Raw genomic sequence first — 14,754 nt, forward strand, 5'->3', positions numbered from 1 at the left:
GACGGCTGCCCGTGGCCGGACCCACCCCACACCTCTCAGCAGGGAGTCGAGGACGTGAGCGAGCAGGAGACCAAGGCGCGGCGGCGGCTGGCCGAGCAGTTGGCGGCTCAGAAGGCAGCCGAGGCGAAGCGCCGCCGGCAGGCCTGGGCCGGTGCGTTCGCCGGGATCGCCGTCGTGGCGGTGCTGATCACCGTGTTCGTGATCGTCGGCCAGCGCGGTGGTGACGACGCGCCCGAGCAGGCCGCTGGCACTCCCTCCGCCCCGGCGGAGGCGACGAACGAGCCGGGGGCGCCACCCGCGCCGCAGCTGCCGGAGGGCGCGGACCCGGCCCTGGGCAGCAAGCCGACCGTCACCGCCGGGGAGGGTGAGCTGACCAAGCTGACCGTCACCCCGCTGATCGAGGGCACCGGGCCGAAGGTGCAGGCCGGCCAGTCGATCACCACCAATTACGTCGGCGTCTTCTACGAGAGCGGCGAGGAGTTCGACTCCTCCTGGGAGCGGGGCGAGCCCGCCACCTTCCCGATCGGCGTCGGGCAGGTCATCCCGGGCTGGGACAAGGGCCTGGTGGGCGTGACCGTGGGCAGCCGGGTGCAGCTCGACATCCCGGCCGAGGACGCGTACGGCGACGGTGGGGGCGGTCGCCCGGCGGGCCCGCTGCGCTTCGTGGTGGACGTGCTCGCCGCCCAGTGAGCTCCGAGTCGGGTCGTCCGACAGAACATCGATGCCGTTGACCACAGATGGCTTCCGAACGGTCACCGACCGGCAGTAGGTTCGGCAGCGTCCCGGGCAGTTCGCCCGGGACGCTGGTCGAAGCGACACGGAGGTGCACGTGACGGCAGTGGACGCCGACGGGCGGACCGCCCGGTTGATGTGGACGCATTACGAGCCGGTGCACGCCGTCACCTATTTCCACCCACGCGCCCGTGCTGCCTACGGCGCAGCCGGACTCCGCGGCTACTGGCGGGGTTACTTCGCCGGTCGCGCCGCCCCGCTCGGGCCGACCGGTCCGGCACCGGTGATCGCCGCCTTCTACAACTTCGCGCCGCACATGGTGAGCCGGGCGCTGCCGGCGGTGTGGCAGCTGGCCTCGCCGGACCAGGCGCTGCGTGCCCGGCTGACCGGGGCGGTGCAGGCGCTCGCCGAGTTGACCTACGAGTTGCCCGAGCGACACCTGGTAGAGGCCGCCGGCCTGCTTGAGGCCGCCACCGACGGGCTCGGCACGGCCGGCCGGGTGCTCGGCGCGGCGAATGCCGCCCTGCCCCGTGGTGAGTACCCGCTGGCTCGGCTCTGGCAGGCCGCCACCACGCTGCGCGAGCATCGCGGCGACGGGCACGTGGCGGCGCTGGTCGCCGCCGATCTCGACCCGGTGGAGACGCTGGCCTGGCGGGTCGCGGTCGACATGCCCCCGGCCAATCTGCTCGGCCGGGGCTGGTCGGAGCAGGACTGGTCGCAGGCGCGCGAGCGGCTCACCGGCCGTGGCTGGCTGGACTCCGACGGCAAGCCGACCGAGCGCGGGCGGGCGGCCTTCCAGGCGATCGAGGACGCCACCGATCTCGCCGCCGCCCGCCCCTGGCAGGCCCTCGGCCCTGAGCGGTCCCATCGCCTACGCGAACTGCTCGACCCCATCGCCCGCGCCGCCCACACGGTCATCCCGCCGGACAGCCCCATCGGCCTCCCGCCCCTGTCGAGTTGACCAAGAGGTTTACGTCTGGCTGCTGCGAAATCCCCGACGCAAACTTCTTGATCGACGCGGTGCTGGGTGGGGGAGGATGGGGGTGTGATGGTGGATGGGGTGGTTTTCGACCTTGACGGCGTGATCGTCGATTCCGAGCCGGTGTGGGAGGAGGTTCGGCGGGCGTACGTCGCCGAGCACGGCGGCAGCTGGCAGGACGACACCCAGCGTCGGCTGATGGGGATGAGCACCGGCGAGTGGGCCCGGTACCTCAGCGACGAGTTGGGGGTGCGACGTACCGCCGACCAGGTCGCCGCCGAGGTGGTGGAGGAGATGGCCCGCCGGTACGCGGCCCGGGTGCCGGTGATCGACGGCGCGGTCGACGTGGTCCGCCGGATGGCCGCGCGGTGGCCCCTGGGGCTGGCCAGTTCGTCACCGACCCGGCTGATCGCCGCGGCGCTGGCCGCCACCGACCTGACCGACGCGTTCCGCAGCACCCTGTCCACCGAGGAGACCGAGCGCGGCAAGCCGGCACCGGACGTCTACCTGAGCGTGGCCCGGCGGCTCGGCCTCGACCCGACGCGCTGCGTGGCGGTGGAGGATTCCTCCAACGGGGTCCGTTCGGCGGCTGCCGCCGGCATGGCGGTGGTGGCGGTGCCGCACGGGGCGTACCCGCTGGATCCGGACGCTCGGCGGCTGGCCGTGACGGTGTTGGAGTCGATCGACGAGTTGACTCCGGAGGTCGTCGACCGGCTGGGCTGAACCGGCACCGGACGGTCCCCGGCCCGCCTACGGTCGGTGGCATGAAGGCGATGGTGTACGAGCGCACCGGTGATCCCTCCGTGCTCCAGCTGGTCGACCGGCCGGTGCCGGATCCCGGTCCGGGCGAGGTGCTGGTGCGGGTCGCGGTGTCCGGGGTGAATCCGACGGACTGGAAGTCGCGCCGGCAGGGCCCGTTGCCGGCCGGCTGGCAGACGCCCGGCCAGGACGGCGCCGGGGTGGTCGAGGCGGTCGGCGAGGGGGTCGACCAGGCACTGATCGGCGAGCGGGTGTGGGTCTGGGAGGCCGCCTGGCAGCGGCCCTGGGGGACCGCCGCCGAGTACACCCTGGTCCCGGTCCGCCAGGCGGTACGCCTGGGCGACGCCTCCTTCGAACTGGGTGCCTGCCTGGGCATTCCCTTCCTGACGGCGCACCGGTGCCTGACCGCCGGAGAGTATCTGCCGGACAGCCTGCGCCCCGGTGCGCTCAGCGATCACACGGTGCTGGTGCAGGGCGGGGCCGGTGCCGTGGGCAACGCGGCGATCCAGCTGGCGGCCTGGGCCGACGCCTGCGTGATCGCCACGGTGAGCAGTGCCGAGAAGGCTCAACTGGCGGCGGCGGCCGGTGCCTCGGCAGTGGTCAACTACCGGGAGCAGGACGTGGTGGAGGAGGTCCACAAGCTCGCGCCCGACGGGGTGCACGCCATCGTGGAGGTCTCGCCCGCGCGGAACGCGGCCACCGACGTACGGTTGCTGCGCCCCGGTGGCGTGGTCTGCGTGTACGCCGACGACGGCGGTGACGAGGTGACGTTGCCGGTCCGACCGCTGATGGCGCCGAACGCCCGCTGGCAGTTCGTGCTGGTCTACACGATGCCGAAGGCGGCCAAGGCGCAGGCGGTGGTGGATGTCGCGGCGGCCGCCGCGCAGGGCGGGATCCGGGTCGGCGAGGACGCGGGCCTGCCGTTGCACTCCTATCCGCTGTCGGCGACCGCCGCCGCCCATCAGGCGGTGGAGGACTCGGTGGTCGGCAAGGTGCTGCTCAGCGCCCGCGAATAAGCGGTCCTACCTGGGAGTTTTCGCCGTCCGCAGGACAGAGGCGAACAAGTCTCGCAATACTGGCCTTGCGGGTCGCCCCGCAAGGAACGGGCGGCCCCGGCGCGGTGCGAACGCCGGGGCCGCCCACCGGAGAGAGGTCTGTGCAGGCCACTACTCCCAATGGCGATGATGCGCCGAAAAACGTTACGGCGTGGCCAGTTCCCGCACATTCAGGTCGCCGTCGGCGTACCGGGAGCGCACCACCTTCTTGTCGAACTTGCCGACGCTGGTCTTCGGCACCGCCTCGATGAACGCCCACCGCTCCGGCAACTGCCAGCGCGCCACCGACCCGGCCAGGAAGTCGCGCAACTCCTCCGGGGTCGCCGAGGCACCCTCCCGGAGCACCACCGTGGCCAACGGCCGCTCATCCCACCGCTGGTCCGGTACGCCCACCACGCAGGCCTCCAGCACCGCTGGGTGGGCCATCAGCGCGTTCTCCAGCTCCACCGAGGAGATCCACTCGCCGCCGGACTTGATCACGTCCTTGGCCCGGTCGGTGAGGGTGATGTAGCCGTCCGCCGACAGCGTGCCCACGTCACCGGTACGCAGCCACCCGTCGCGGAACTTCTCCGGGTCCGGCGCGTCGTCCCCGACGTACCGGGCGGTGATCCACGGCCCACGGACCTCCAGCTCACCGACGGAGGTCCCGTCCGCGGGCAGCGGCTCCCCGGACGGACCCACGATGCGGGCCCGTACCCCGGCCGGCACCCGGCCCTGCGTGTACCGGTACCGCCAGGCGTCGTCGCCGCTCGCCCCCGCCGGCGGGCGCGACACCGAGCCCAGCGGCGACATCTCGGTCATCCCCCAGGCGTGGATCACGTCGACGCCGTGCCGCTCGTCGAACGCGTGCATCAGCGACGGCGGGCAGGCCGAACCACCGACGATCACCTCCTTGAGCGAGGCGGTGTCGACGTCGTGGCTGTCCAGGTAGGCCAGCAGGTCGGTCCAGATGGTCGGCACCGCACCGGCCAGGGTCGGCCGCTCCGCAGCGATCATCTCGGCGATCGGCGCGGCCTGGAGGAAACGGTCCGGCATCACCAGCGACGCGCCGGAGAGGAAGGCCGCGAACGGCAGCCCCCACGACATCGCGTGGAACATCGGCACGATGGCCAGCTCCCGGTCGGTCGGTCCGAGCCCGAACCCCTCCGGCATGCAGATCTGCAACGAGTGCAGGTAGATCGAGCGGTGCGAGTAGGCCACCCCCTTGGGGTTGCCGGTGGTGCCGGAGGTGTAGCAGAGGGCGGCGGCATCGCGTTCGTCCACCTCGGGCCAGTCGTACGCCTCCGGGCGGTCGGCCAGCAGCGCGTCCCAGTGGTGTACGGCGATCCGGTCGCCCGCCGCCGCCAGCAACGGAGCGGGATCGCCGCCACCGACCACCACCACGTGCCGCACGCTGGTCATGCCACCGAGGGACTTCGCCAGCAGCGGGATCAGCGTCGAGTCGACAAGCACCACCGGTCCTCGGCGTGGTTGGCGATGTAGGTGACCTGGTCGGGAAAGAGCCGGATGTTCAGCGTGTGCAGCACCGCACCCATGCTGGGCACGGCGAAGTACGCCACCAGGTGCTCGGTGTTGTTCCACATGAAGGTGGCGACCCGCTCGTCGCCGGTCACCCCGCACTCCGCCCGCAGCGCGTGCGCGAGCCGGGCGGCGTCCCGCCCGACGTCGGCGTACGTGCTGCGCCGTGGCTCGGCGCCGGTCCACGTCACCACCTCGGCCGCGCCGTGCACGGTGGCGCCGTGTTCGAGGATCCGGGAGACCTGAAGAGGGGCGTCCATCATCGTGCTACGCATGGGTAACAAGTTAGTGTCGCCGGTCACACGTTGGGAACCCCCGTAAATTGTCCGGGTGAGCATCTCCTGGGCTGATTCGTACGTCGGGCAGCTGCGCGCCCTGGCCGGCGACCGGACGCTGATGTTCGTCGGGGCGCGAGCCGTGGTGCGCGACAACTCGGCCCGCATCCTGCTGATCCGCCGCTCCGACAACGGACAGTGGGCACTGCCGGCCGGCGCGATGGAGCTGGGCGAGTCGATCGCGGACTGCGCCGTGCGGGAGGTACGCGAGGAGACCGGGCTGCGGGCCCTCCGGGTCAGCGCCTTCGCCCTCTACACCGGCCCGGACCGCACCCACACCAACATGTACGGCCACACCTATCAGATCTTCACCACCGCGTTCCGGGTCGAGGAGTGGGACGGCCGGCTGGCCCGGGTCACCGACGAGACCATCGACGCGGGCTTCTTCCACCGCGAGGCGATGCCCCAGCCGCTCTCGGTCAGCGTCCTGGAGACCCTGGCCGACCTGGACGTCTTCGAGCAGACCAACCGCCTGATCCTGAAATGACCCGGCGGCCCCGCCCGTCAGGGCAGGGCCGCCGAAGCGGGCTCCGGTCCGGCCGATCAGTGCCGGCCCTCGGCGAACTCCTCGACGATCTTGGCGCAGAAGGCCGGCAGGTCGTCGGGCTTACGGCTGCTGACCAGCCCGTTGTCGGTCACGACCTGCTCGTCTACCCACTCCGCGCCGGCATTGACCAGGTCGGTACGCAGGCTGGGCCAGCTGGTCAGCCGACGCCCCCGCACCACGTCCGCCTCGACCAGCGTCCACGGGCCGTGGCAGATCACCCCGACCGGCTTGCCGGCGTCGAAGAACGACCGCACGAACCGGACGGCGTCGGCATCGGTACGCAGGAAGTCCGGGTTGGCCACCCCACCGGGCAACACCAGCGCGTCGTACCGGGCGGGATCCGCGTCGGCCGCGCTCACATCCACCTCGTACGTGGTGGAGGGGTCCAGGTGCTCGAAGGAGGTGATCTTCCCAGGCTTGATCGACACCAGTTCGGCGGTCGCGCCGGCCTGCTCGACGGCCTGACGCGGCTGGACGTACTCGATCTCCTCCACACCGTCGGTGGCCAGGAAGGCGACCCGCTTGCCCTGCAACGTCGCTGCCATGATGTTCTCCTCTCCGGGGGTTCGTCCGTATCCGTTCCCGGCACCGACGTCACGAAACGCGGCGGGTAGGTGGCCCACCACACGTCGCCGCCAGCGGGTGCCTGGCCGGCAGGTTTGACCCCGCCGACCGGAGGGGAACCGCCGGCATGGCACGAGCAGCAGCGGAACAGCTCCGGCTCGCCGACGTCGTGCAGAGCTGGCTCGGGCGTCCGGTCCTGGTGATCGGTGACGCCATGCTCGACGAGTGGCGGTTCGCCGACTCCGACCGGTTGTGCCGGGAAGCCCCCGCCCCGGTCCTCACCCTGCGCCGCCGCATCTCGGCGGCGGGTGGCGCCGCCAACACCGCCGTCAACATCGCCACGCTGGGCGGGCGCTCGGTGCTGGTGGCACCCGTCGGGGCCGACGCGGCCGGCGACGAGCTGCACGACTGTCTCGACCGGGCCGGCGTCTGGGACCGTACGGTCAGCCAGCCCGGGCGGCCCACCCCGGTCAAGCGTCGGATGCTGGCCGGCGACCAGATTCTGCTGCGCGAGGACTCCGGCGACCCGGACGACCCGCTCAGCGACGTGGGGGTGGACTGCCTGCTCACCGCCCTGGACTGCGCGAGTGCGGAACTGCGGGCCGCCAGCGGAGGCGAGAAGCCGACCCTGGTGGTCTGCGACTACGGCCTGGGCGCGCTGCCCGCGCCGGTCCGCGCCTGGCTGGTCGAGCACCGGGACCGGTACGCCACGGTCGCGCTCGACGCGCACGACCTCGCCGACTGGCGGGGCCTCGCCCCGACCGTGGTGACCCCGAGCTTCGCGGAGGCCACCCGCCTGCTCGCCCGCGCGGGCATGGTCGGGCCGACCACGAACCCGGCCCCCGCTGACCCGACCGGCACCGCGACGACCGGTGGGCACGAGCTGCACCTGGAGCATCCCGAGGTCGACCCGGCCGACGGCCCGTCCGAGCTGACCGTGGGAACGGCGCCGGGTGAGGCCGGGATGCGGCGTTCCGACGGGCCCACCGGGGAGCCCACCCCGGGCGAGAGCCGGGTGGCGATGACCCGCGACGGACTCAGCGTGACCGGCACCGGAGTGACCGTGAACGCCGAGATCGGTGCCGGCGTGGACCGGGCCGTCCTGGCCGAATCCCGCCTCGCCGACCTGCGCGCCCACACCGGCGCGGCCGTGGTCGCGGTGACCCTGGACACCGAGGGCGCGGTGGTCGGCGGGATCGACGGCGAACCCGCCCGCAGCCACAGCACACCCGTGCCGGCCAGCCACACCGTCGGTGCCGGTGACGCGTATCTGGCGGCGATGACGCTCGCGCTGGCCGCCGACGCTCCACTGTCCACCGCCGCCCAACTGGCCCAGCTCGCCGCGACGAGCACCGTCGCCGGCACCGGCACCTGCGTGTGCCGCCGCGAGGACCTGCTGGCCGCGCTGGGCCGGCCGACACCCGACGGTCGGCAGGTGCTGGTCGACACCGGGCACCTGACGGAGATCGTGGCCGGGCACCGGCGCGCCGGCCGCACGATCGTCTTCACCAACGGCTGCTTCGACGTGCTGCACCGGGGGCACGTGCGCTACCTGGAACAGGCCCGCGCCCTCGGCGACCTGCTGGTGGTGGCGGTCAACTCCGACGGCAGCGTGCGCCGGTTGAAGGGTGCGGACCGACCGGTCAACCCGATCGAGGACCGGGCCGCCCTGCTCGCCGCGCTGACCTGCGTCGACCACGTGGTGGTGTTCGAGGAGGATTCGCCGGCCGCCCTCATCGAAGCGGTCCGACCGGACGTCTACGTCAAGGGCGGCGACTACCCGCCCGAGCTGGTGCCGGAGGCCCCGCTGGTGCAGCGGCTGGGCGGCCAGGTACGCACTCTCGGGTACGTGCCGGACCGCTCCACCTCGGCGATCATCGACCGGATCCGCGGGTACGGCCAGGAGGGCGCGACCGGGGCGGAGGTCGGGCCGACCGCGCCCGCTCAGGAGGTGGAGACCTCCGGAGCGACCGGAACCACCGGTGCGGACGCGCCGCCACTGACCGGCAAGGCGCCGTGAACCGACCCCTCGACGCCGGCGCGCCCGCGCAGTTCCGCGTCGACCGGCTGGTCGACGTGCTCGTCCCGACCCGCAACCGGCCCACCGAACTCGCCGTCACCCTCTCCGGGCTCGCCGCCCAGGAGGGGGTGCCGGGATTCGGCGTGGTGGTCAGCGACCAGTCCGACGGCGACCCCGGGTACGCCCATCCGGCGGCGGCCACCATGGTCCGGGCCCTGCGTCACCGGGGACATCCGGTGCTGCTGACCCGGCGGCTACCCCGGCGTGGGCTCGCCGAACACCGCAACTTCCTGCTCGCCACCTCCATCGCCCGGTACGTGCTCTTCCTCGACGACGACGTCTGGCTGGAACCGGGAACGCTGCGCCGGCTGGTCACCGCGATCGGCGAGCTGGGCTGCGGCTTCGTCGGCAACGGGGTGCACGGCCTGTCCTACCTGGACGACGTCCGACCGCACACGCACCGGCACTACCGGGAGTGGCCGGGACGACCAGTGCCGGAGCGGGTCCGCCCGGGCACGCCCGAGTGGGACCGGGCGCAGATCCATTCGGCGGCGAACCTGCTGCACGTGACGGCGTCGCTGGCGCTGGCCGACGACGAATGGCGGGCGTACCAGGTGTCCTGGGTCGGCGGTTGCGTGCTCTACGACCGGACCAAGCTGGTCGACGCCGGCGGTTTCGACTTCTGGCGTCGGGTGCCGGTGCGGCACCAGGGCGAGGACGTCGCCGCGCAGCTCGCCGTGCTGGCCCGGCACGGCGGCGCCGGTGTCCTGCCCAGCGGCGCCTACCACCTGGAGTCACCGACCACGGTCACCGAACGTGACGTGGAGGCGTGGGAGGTCGTCCTCGCCGACCCGGACGCCTGAGCCAGCGGATGTCTTCAGCGGAACAGCAGCTCCCGGGCGGCTTCGAGCACCTCGGGGACCGGCACGTCGGTGACGAAGGAGTCGCGGTGCGGGCAGTCGCCGTCGCCCGGACGGTGCGGGTAGATGCCGGGCGTGCAGTCCACTCCGCAGACCGGACAGTGCACCGTCCACGAGGTGATCGGCCGATGCCGGCCCCGTAGCACCGGAGCGGTGGTGATCAGGTTGCCGACCCAGAAGATGCCGACGGTGGGGGTGCCGACGGCGGCAGCCAGGTGCAGCGGACCGGTGTCGTTGGAGACCACCAGTTCGCAGCCGCGGTAACAGCCGGCCAGCCCACTCAGACTGAGCGTGCCCACCTGCGGCCGGACCGGCACACCGGCGGTGGCGACCACCCGGTCGACCACCTCCCGCTCGGCCGGGGTGCCGGTGACCAGCACCTCGTACCCGTCGGTGTGCAGCGTCCGGGCGACCTCCCCGAAACGGTCGGCGGGCCAGCGTCGGCGGGTGTCGGTGGCCCCGGGATGCAGCGCCACCCGGGGACGCTCCGGCTCGCCGAGCACGGACCGCGCCTCGGCCCGGTCGGCTTCGGTGACCGCCAACGCCGGGGTGACCGTGGTGGCCGGAGCACCCACCAGGGCCACCGCCTCCAGATAGCGGATCACCTCGTGCTGGTAGTAGACGTAGCGCAGCCAGCGGTCCAGCGGCGGCGCGTCCTCGGCCCGCAGGCCGGCGGTGACGCGGGCACCGAGCGCGGCCACCAGCGGGTTGGAGTTGGCACCGCCGCCGTGCAGTTGCAGCGCCACGTCGAACCGTTCCGCGCGGGCGGCGGCCAGGAAGTCGACCATGCTGGACTCTGGCTCGCCGTCGGTCGCCGTCCGGATCCCCGGCGCGGGCGGCACCACCAGTACCCGGTCGACCGGGCCAGGCCGGTCCCGCCACAGCTGCGCGTGCCAGGGCGCGCCGAGCAACACGATCTCCGCTTGGGGGTACGCGGCCCGCAGCGCCTCCAGCGCGGGTAGCACGAAGATGAAGTCACCGAGCGCGTTGGCGCGCAACACGGCGATCCGGGCCACGTCGGGCACCCGGTCGGCGGCCTCTTCCAGCACGGCCCGGGCCACGGGACGCGCTACCGACCGGAATCGCCGGTGGCGACGTCCGGCTGGTGCAGTTCCCGATCCGCCGCCGGGTCGACGCTGCTCGGCACACCGCCGGACGCGCCGGCCGGACGTGGGCCGGTACGACCGACGGTGATGGTGCGCGGCGCGGGCCGGTTCGCCCGGGGCAGCCGTACCCGCAACAGACCGTGGTCCATCACCGCGTCGATCGCCTCAGGGTCCACTCGCGACGGAAGCTGCACGCGGTACTCGAAGCCCCGGGTCTCGAACCCGCCGGGAATGCCATGGTCGGCGTTGACCTCGGCCTCCGTCCGCGCCCGTACGCACAGCTCGCGGTCGTCAAGTTCCACCGCGACCTCCTCCGGAGCGACGCCGGGCAGCCGGACGACCACCTCCCAGCCGGCGCTGGTCTCGCCCAGCTCCACCTCGGGCGGACCCGGTCGACCACCGACCAGCCGGCTCAGCTCGGCCCGCAGCGACTGCAACTCGCCCATCGGGTCCCAGCCCTGCTGACCGCCCCGCCAGCCGCGTCCCGGCCTGGTCATCGCGCATCTCCCATCCGTTGACTGGCGGCCACCGGCCGCAGGGAACTCGGCGCGTCCAGGCTGGCCTCCCGGTCGACCCCGACCCCGAGCCGGTCGACGAGTTCGCCGCCCAGCCAACCGCCGACCCCGAGGATGCCGAGCGCCACCACCTCGATGGCGATCAGTGCCCCGCCCGCGCCCCGCGAGTCGGCGTTGAGCCGTACCACCCAGACGGCGGCGAAGAGCAGGAGCATCGCGACGTTCGCGGCGGCGTGGGTCAGCGCCACCCGCTTGGCGCGGGTACCGGAAGGGATGGCCAGCAGGTCGAACGTCCCGGCCGCCGCCGCCAGCAGGCCGCCGATCAGGCCGACGGTGAGGTTCCAGTACGCCACCTCGCCGAGGAAGTCCGGCCCGCCGACCGTGTCGATGATGTCGAAGAGCACGGCGGTGACCAGCAGGGCGAACGGAAACATCACAAGCATCGGATGGACGGGATGCCCCAGGATCTTGAGCCGACTCTCCATCTCCGGGCCTCCACTGCTCTCCGAGGGCGCTGAGTGGACCGGTACCCCGGTCACCGAGGGACAAACCTCACGGGCGGGCGTGACTAGACTGACCGTGGCGGTTTCCCGCCCGGGTGCCGCCACCACGGTCAACTCCATGGGGAGGCACCCAGTGACGGTGGAGATCACATCCGCAGCCGAATTGACCGAGCTGCTCGGCACCCCGGCACCCCGCGCAGTCGCCAAGGAGCGCACCGAGCTGCACGAACGTGACCGGCAGTGGCTCGCCGCGTCGCCGTTCTGTCTGGTGGCCACCGCCGGAGCGGACGGTACCTGCGACGTCTCGCCCAAGGGTGATCCGGCGGGTTTCGCTCACGTGCTGGACGAGCGGACCATCGCTATTCCGGAGCGTCCCGGCAACAAGCGCGCCGACGGCTACCGCAACATCCTGGCGAATCCGCACGTCGGCCTGATCTTCCTCATCCCAGGACGCACCGACACCCTGCGGATCAACGGCCGGGCGCGGCTGCTCCGCGACGCGCCCTGGTTCGACGCCATGGTGGTCAAGGGGCACCGGCCGGTGCTCGCCGTGGTGGTCGAGATCGAGCAGATCTTCTACCACTGTGCCAAGGCGTTTCTCCGGTCCCAGCTGTGGCAACCGGAGACCTGGCCAGCGGACCCGCTGCCCAGCCGGGCCCGCCTGATCAAGGAGGTCGAGGCCCCGGCGGCCACCCTCGCCGACCTCGAACGCCACTACGGCCCCCAGTACGCCGCCAACCTCTACACCTGACCGCCCCTCCTCTTCCCCCTCCCCCGCACCGCCACCCACCCGTGCCCGCCCGGCTCCCCGGCCCGCAACTTCGGTGATGTTGCTGCCTGAGGTCCACCAGGACACGACAACATCCGCGAAGTTGCAGGCTGGGTTACCCGGGTGGGTCAGCTGCGGGGGATCACGGTGGTGGTGACGATGACACTGTTGACGACGGTCGCGGTCATCGTCCGGGTCACGGCTTCCGCTGCGGCACCGGCGCCCCAGTTGCCCTGTTCCAGTTCCTTGGCCCGGTTGATCACGGGTGTGGTCCACGGGATGTCGCGGTAGAACTGGGGAAGAGTTCCGCTGCCCGACAGCAGTGCCGCGAGCGCGGCTACCCGGGCCGACGGTTCCGCGCCGTTCACGAGGACCTGCCGCACCTCCTCCAGCAGACGCGCGCGGCGTCCGGTGCCACCGTCGCGCAGCGCGGTCGTACGGAACAGGCCGAGCATCTTCCGGTCCTCCCGGGTGATGTCGCCGCGTTCGACGAGCCGCTCCAACACCGGCTTGCGCAGCTCCGGGCCGATCGCGGCGAGCACCGTCTGGACGCCGCGGGGTTTCTCGGAGATGTAGTCCCACGCCGACCGGAGCAGCTCATCCGACGGTGCCTGTCCCTCGACGATCTTCACCTTGCGTCGGTCCGCCATGGTCACCCGGTCGGCAAGGGCGAGATCCGCGAGTACGGCCCCGGCGAGGACGTAGAAGAGGGTGTTCTCTCCGGCGATGGTGCCCGACCTCGGCTGGAACAGCAGGAGCAGGAGGTCCTCCACCAGAGTCGGTGCGCTCTCGGCGGGCGCGCCTGAGGAATTGTCGGGTTGCCGGGTCATGGGTCAGACCTCTCTTGAGACGGCTGGGTGTTCAGCGGACGGCCTCGGTGTTCGGACCATGGTCTGGTCATCCCGCCGCCGTCGCGACAATGATCGAGACGAGCGTCGCGGAGGCGTTGTTGACGCCGTGCAGCACGACGCCCGGCCAGATGGAGCCGGACCAGCGGAACATCAGGGCGGCAAGCACGCCGACGACGAACGCGGCGGGCAGTACCGGGTTGATGCCGTGCGCGACAGCGAAGATCGCAGCGCTCGCGATCACCGCGATCCAGGCCCGGTATCGGGCGAACAGGGCGTTAGCGAGCACGCCGCGGAAGAATGCCTCCTCGCCGAGCGGTGTGATGACCGACCCCGCGACGAGGGTGAGGGCGAGCGACAGCCAGCCGGCGTTGGCGGCCTCCTGGTAGCTCGTCTGGACGTTCTGCGCGTCGCCGCTGACGATCATGTAGATGATCGCGGCCATCGTGCCGAGCACGTAAGCGCCGATTCCGAGCGCGGCGGCGACGAGCAGCTGACGTGCTGTCGCACGGCGGACGCCGAAGGCCGACAGCCCACGAATACGGATGAGCACGGCGACCGCGAACGCGACAAGCCCCATCGCGCCCGAGACGACGAGGCCCACGACGCCCGCCACGGCATCGTCGGCAACGCGCGGCAGGAACACGGCCACCAGAGCGAACGAAGCCGCGTAGGCGAGTCCGCCGGCAATGACCTCGGGCCAGGCCGGACGCCTCCGACCGACGCGCCCAGTCCTGCCGTCACCGATCGTGTGAGGGGTCACGGTCACTCCTTCGGCGTACGCCCTTCTGGGGCAGTGTGCGGCCTGGTCGGATCGGCGGTCGGGAAATCGCCAGGGCAGCTCCAGCGGGCTTGGCATCTCAACGGCGGGGCTCCCAGTTGAAGAGGCGGGTGGCCAGCACGACGGCGACGACGACCCAGCCCAGCGTCGGAGCCAGCAGGAGCAGAGAGTCGGTCACGGCGACGCCACCGTTCCAGGCGTTCATCACCATCTCGGTCGCGGAGCCACCGGGCAGCAGCCGCTTGAGCAGGGCGAGGTCCTCGGTGCCGCTGATGCCCACCCAGCTGGCCACACCGATCACACCGAGGGTGACCGGCAGGGTGGTGACCTGGGCGTGCTCGGGTGAGTTCGTCAGGCCGGCGGTGGCCAGCCCCAGACCGAGCAGCATGGCCACGGTCGCGACGATCGCCACCACCAGCAGGGGAATATTGGCCGGCCCGCCGGCAACCATGGCCAGCGCGGTCAGGATCGCAGCCACCTGCACCACGGCGACCACGGTGGCGGGCAGCAGCAGGCCGGCGAGAATGCCGGCGTCCCCGATGGCCGTGGAGCGCAACCGTTTGAGGAAGAGATTCTGCCGCCGGGACGCCAGGGTGGTCACGGTCGTGGCGTAGAGCCCGAACGCGGCCACGGTGAACAGCACGATCGCCGCGATGTAGCCGAGACTGCCGAGGGCGGCGAAGGTTTCGTACTGACGGACGAAGTACCCGGAGACGACCACCGGAATGATGAAGCTGGTGACCAGCACCAGCCGGTTCCGGAAGAGCTGGATCAGCTCACTGAAGGCGATGGGGAACACGGGA

The 14,754-nt window shown here is 72.1% G+C and carries 15 protein-coding genes and 1 pseudogene; 8 read left to right on the forward strand and 8 right to left on the reverse strand.

All coding sequences use genetic code 11. The annotated features are described in order from the left end of the window. The first annotated feature begins 54 nt into the window (after nt 1–54). From KBX50_RS14020 to KBX50_RS14035, 4 genes are all read left to right on the forward strand, one after another. Nucleotides 55–690: an FKBP-type peptidyl-prolyl cis-trans isomerase gene (locus KBX50_RS14020; protein ID WP_210937474.1), complete on the forward strand. Its 636-nt coding sequence runs from the start codon at nt 55–57 to the stop codon at nt 688–690. Between the two features lie 178 nt (nt 691–868). Further along, on the forward strand, nt 869–1,693 hold the full coding sequence (locus KBX50_RS14025) for a hypothetical protein (RefSeq protein ID WP_210937528.1): 825 nt from the start codon (nt 869–871) through the stop codon (nt 1,691–1,693). Between the two features lie 87 nt (nt 1,694–1,780). After that, on the forward strand, nt 1,781–2,434 hold the full coding sequence (locus KBX50_RS14030; RefSeq protein WP_210937475.1) for an HAD family phosphatase: 654 nt from the start codon (nt 1,781–1,783) through the stop codon (nt 2,432–2,434). Nucleotides 2,435–2,475: 41 nt separating this feature from the next. Next, nucleotides 2,476–3,486: an NADPH:quinone reductase gene (locus KBX50_RS14035; RefSeq protein ID WP_210937476.1), complete on the forward strand. Its 1,011-nt coding sequence runs from the start codon at nt 2,476–2,478 to the stop codon at nt 3,484–3,486. Nucleotides 3,487–3,669: 183 nt separating this feature from the next. On the opposite strand, the pseudogene KBX50_RS14040 reads toward KBX50_RS14035, so the two are convergent. After that, nucleotides 3,670–5,318 (reverse strand): annotated as a pseudogene (locus KBX50_RS14040) (fatty acid--CoA ligase). A gap of 55 nt (nt 5,319–5,373) precedes the next feature. Here KBX50_RS14040 and KBX50_RS14045 point away from each other — a divergent pair. Then, entirely contained in the window at nt 5,374–5,865 is a 492-nt protein-coding gene (locus tag KBX50_RS14045) for an NUDIX domain-containing protein (RefSeq protein ID WP_210937477.1), read from the forward strand. Between the two features lie 56 nt (nt 5,866–5,921). Here the strand turns inward: KBX50_RS14045 and KBX50_RS14050 are convergent, their stop codons facing one another. Then, on the reverse strand, nt 5,922–6,470 hold the full coding sequence (locus tag KBX50_RS14050) for a type 1 glutamine amidotransferase domain-containing protein (RefSeq protein WP_210937478.1): 549 nt from the start codon (nt 6,468–6,470) through the stop codon (nt 5,922–5,924). Between the two features lie 146 nt (nt 6,471–6,616). Between KBX50_RS14050 and rfaE2 the strand changes: the two genes are divergently transcribed. Both rfaE2 and KBX50_RS14060 read left to right on the forward strand, forming a co-directional pair. After that, nucleotides 6,617–8,509 carry a D-glycero-beta-D-manno-heptose 1-phosphate adenylyltransferase gene (rfaE2, locus tag KBX50_RS14055; RefSeq protein ID WP_210937479.1) on the forward strand — a complete coding sequence of 631 codons (1,893 nt, stop codon included), beginning with the start codon at nt 6,617–6,619 and terminating at the stop codon, nt 8,507–8,509. Continuing rightward, the gene (locus tag KBX50_RS14060; RefSeq protein WP_210937480.1) at nt 8,506–9,372 is read left to right on the forward strand and encodes a glycosyltransferase family 2 protein; all 867 of its coding nucleotides are present in this window, start codon (nt 8,506–8,508) and stop codon (nt 9,370–9,372) included. Before rfaE2 ends, KBX50_RS14060 begins: the two co-directional genes overlap by 4 nt. Before the next feature lie 14 nt (nt 9,373–9,386). Here KBX50_RS14060 and KBX50_RS14065 read toward each other — a convergent pair whose 3' ends face one another. The 3 genes from KBX50_RS14065 to KBX50_RS14075 are packed head-to-tail and all read right to left on the reverse strand — an operon-like array spanning nt 9,387 to nt 11,535. Then, nucleotides 9,387–10,490, reverse strand: a complete 1,104-nt coding sequence (locus tag KBX50_RS14065; RefSeq protein ID WP_210937481.1) for a glycosyltransferase family 9 protein — start codon at nt 10,488–10,490, stop codon at nt 9,387–9,389. Nucleotides 10,491–10,498: 8 nt separating this feature from the next. Beyond that, nucleotides 10,499–11,032, reverse strand: coding sequence for an Hsp20/alpha crystallin family protein (locus KBX50_RS14070; protein WP_210937482.1), 534 nt, complete (start codon nt 11,030–11,032; stop codon nt 10,499–10,501). Then, the gene (locus KBX50_RS14075) at nt 11,029–11,535 is read right to left on the reverse strand and encodes a DUF2231 domain-containing protein (protein ID WP_210937483.1); all 507 of its coding nucleotides are present in this window, start codon (nt 11,533–11,535) and stop codon (nt 11,029–11,031) included. The genes KBX50_RS14070 and KBX50_RS14075 overlap by 4 nt, the downstream gene beginning before the upstream one ends. Before the next feature lie 151 nt (nt 11,536–11,686). On the opposite strand from KBX50_RS14075, the gene KBX50_RS14080 reads away from it, so the two are divergent. After that, complete coding sequence (locus KBX50_RS14080) at nt 11,687–12,304, forward strand: pyridoxamine 5'-phosphate oxidase family protein (protein ID WP_210937529.1); 618 nt, start codon at nt 11,687–11,689, stop codon at nt 12,302–12,304. A gap of 146 nt (nt 12,305–12,450) precedes the next feature. Here the strand turns inward: KBX50_RS14080 and KBX50_RS14085 are convergent, their stop codons facing one another. The 3 genes from KBX50_RS14085 to KBX50_RS14095 all read right to left on the reverse strand — a co-directional run bounded on the left by KBX50_RS14085 (nt 12,451) and on the right by KBX50_RS14095 (nt 14,750). Then, nucleotides 12,451–13,152 (reverse strand): GPP34 family phosphoprotein, encoded by a 702-nt coding sequence (locus KBX50_RS14085; RefSeq protein ID WP_210937484.1) that lies wholly within the window; start codon nt 13,150–13,152, stop codon nt 12,451–12,453. Nucleotides 13,153–13,219: 67 nt separating this feature from the next. Then, nucleotides 13,220–13,933 carry a CPBP family intramembrane glutamic endopeptidase gene (locus KBX50_RS33590; protein WP_210937485.1) on the reverse strand — a complete coding sequence of 238 codons (714 nt, stop codon included), beginning with the start codon at nt 13,931–13,933 and terminating at the stop codon, nt 13,220–13,222. 97 nt (nt 13,934–14,030) lie between these two features. After that, complete coding sequence (locus tag KBX50_RS14095) at nt 14,031–14,750, reverse strand: ABC transporter permease (RefSeq protein WP_210937486.1); 720 nt, start codon at nt 14,748–14,750, stop codon at nt 14,031–14,033. Nucleotides 14,751–14,754 lie beyond the last annotated feature (4 nt).

Source organism: Micromonospora sp. C51 (assembly GCF_018070435.1).
GTDB lineage: Bacteria > Actinomycetota > Actinomycetes > Mycobacteriales > Micromonosporaceae > Micromonospora > Micromonospora sediminimaris.

What these genes read in the sequence shown, in the direction of transcription:
- KBX50_RS14025 (WP_210937528.1), top strand. Translation starts at nt 869, where the DNA reads ATGTGGACGCATTACGAGCCGGTGCACGCCGTCACCTATTTCCACCCA.
- KBX50_RS14030 (WP_210937475.1), top strand. Translation starts at nt 1,781, where the DNA reads ATGGTGGATGGGGTGGTTTTCGACCTTGACGGCGTGATCGTCGATTCC.
- KBX50_RS14035 (WP_210937476.1), top strand. Translation starts at nt 2,476, where the DNA reads ATGAAGGCGATGGTGTACGAGCGCACCGGTGATCCCTCCGTGCTCCAG.
- KBX50_RS14050 (WP_210937478.1), bottom strand. Translation starts at nt 6,470, where the DNA reads ATGGCAGCGACGTTGCAGGGCAAGCGGGTCGCCTTCCTGGCCACCGAC.
- rfaE2 (WP_210937479.1), top strand. Translation starts at nt 6,617, where the DNA reads ATGGCACGAGCAGCAGCGGAACAGCTCCGGCTCGCCGACGTCGTGCAG.
- KBX50_RS14070 (WP_210937482.1), bottom strand. Translation starts at nt 11,032, where the DNA reads ATGACCAGGCCGGGACGCGGCTGGCGGGGCGGTCAGCAGGGCTGGGAC.
- KBX50_RS14075 (WP_210937483.1), bottom strand. Translation starts at nt 11,535, where the DNA reads ATGGAGAGTCGGCTCAAGATCCTGGGGCATCCCGTCCATCCGATGCTT.
- KBX50_RS14085 (WP_210937484.1), bottom strand. Translation starts at nt 13,152, where the DNA reads ATGACCCGGCAACCCGACAATTCCTCAGGCGCGCCCGCCGAGAGCGCA.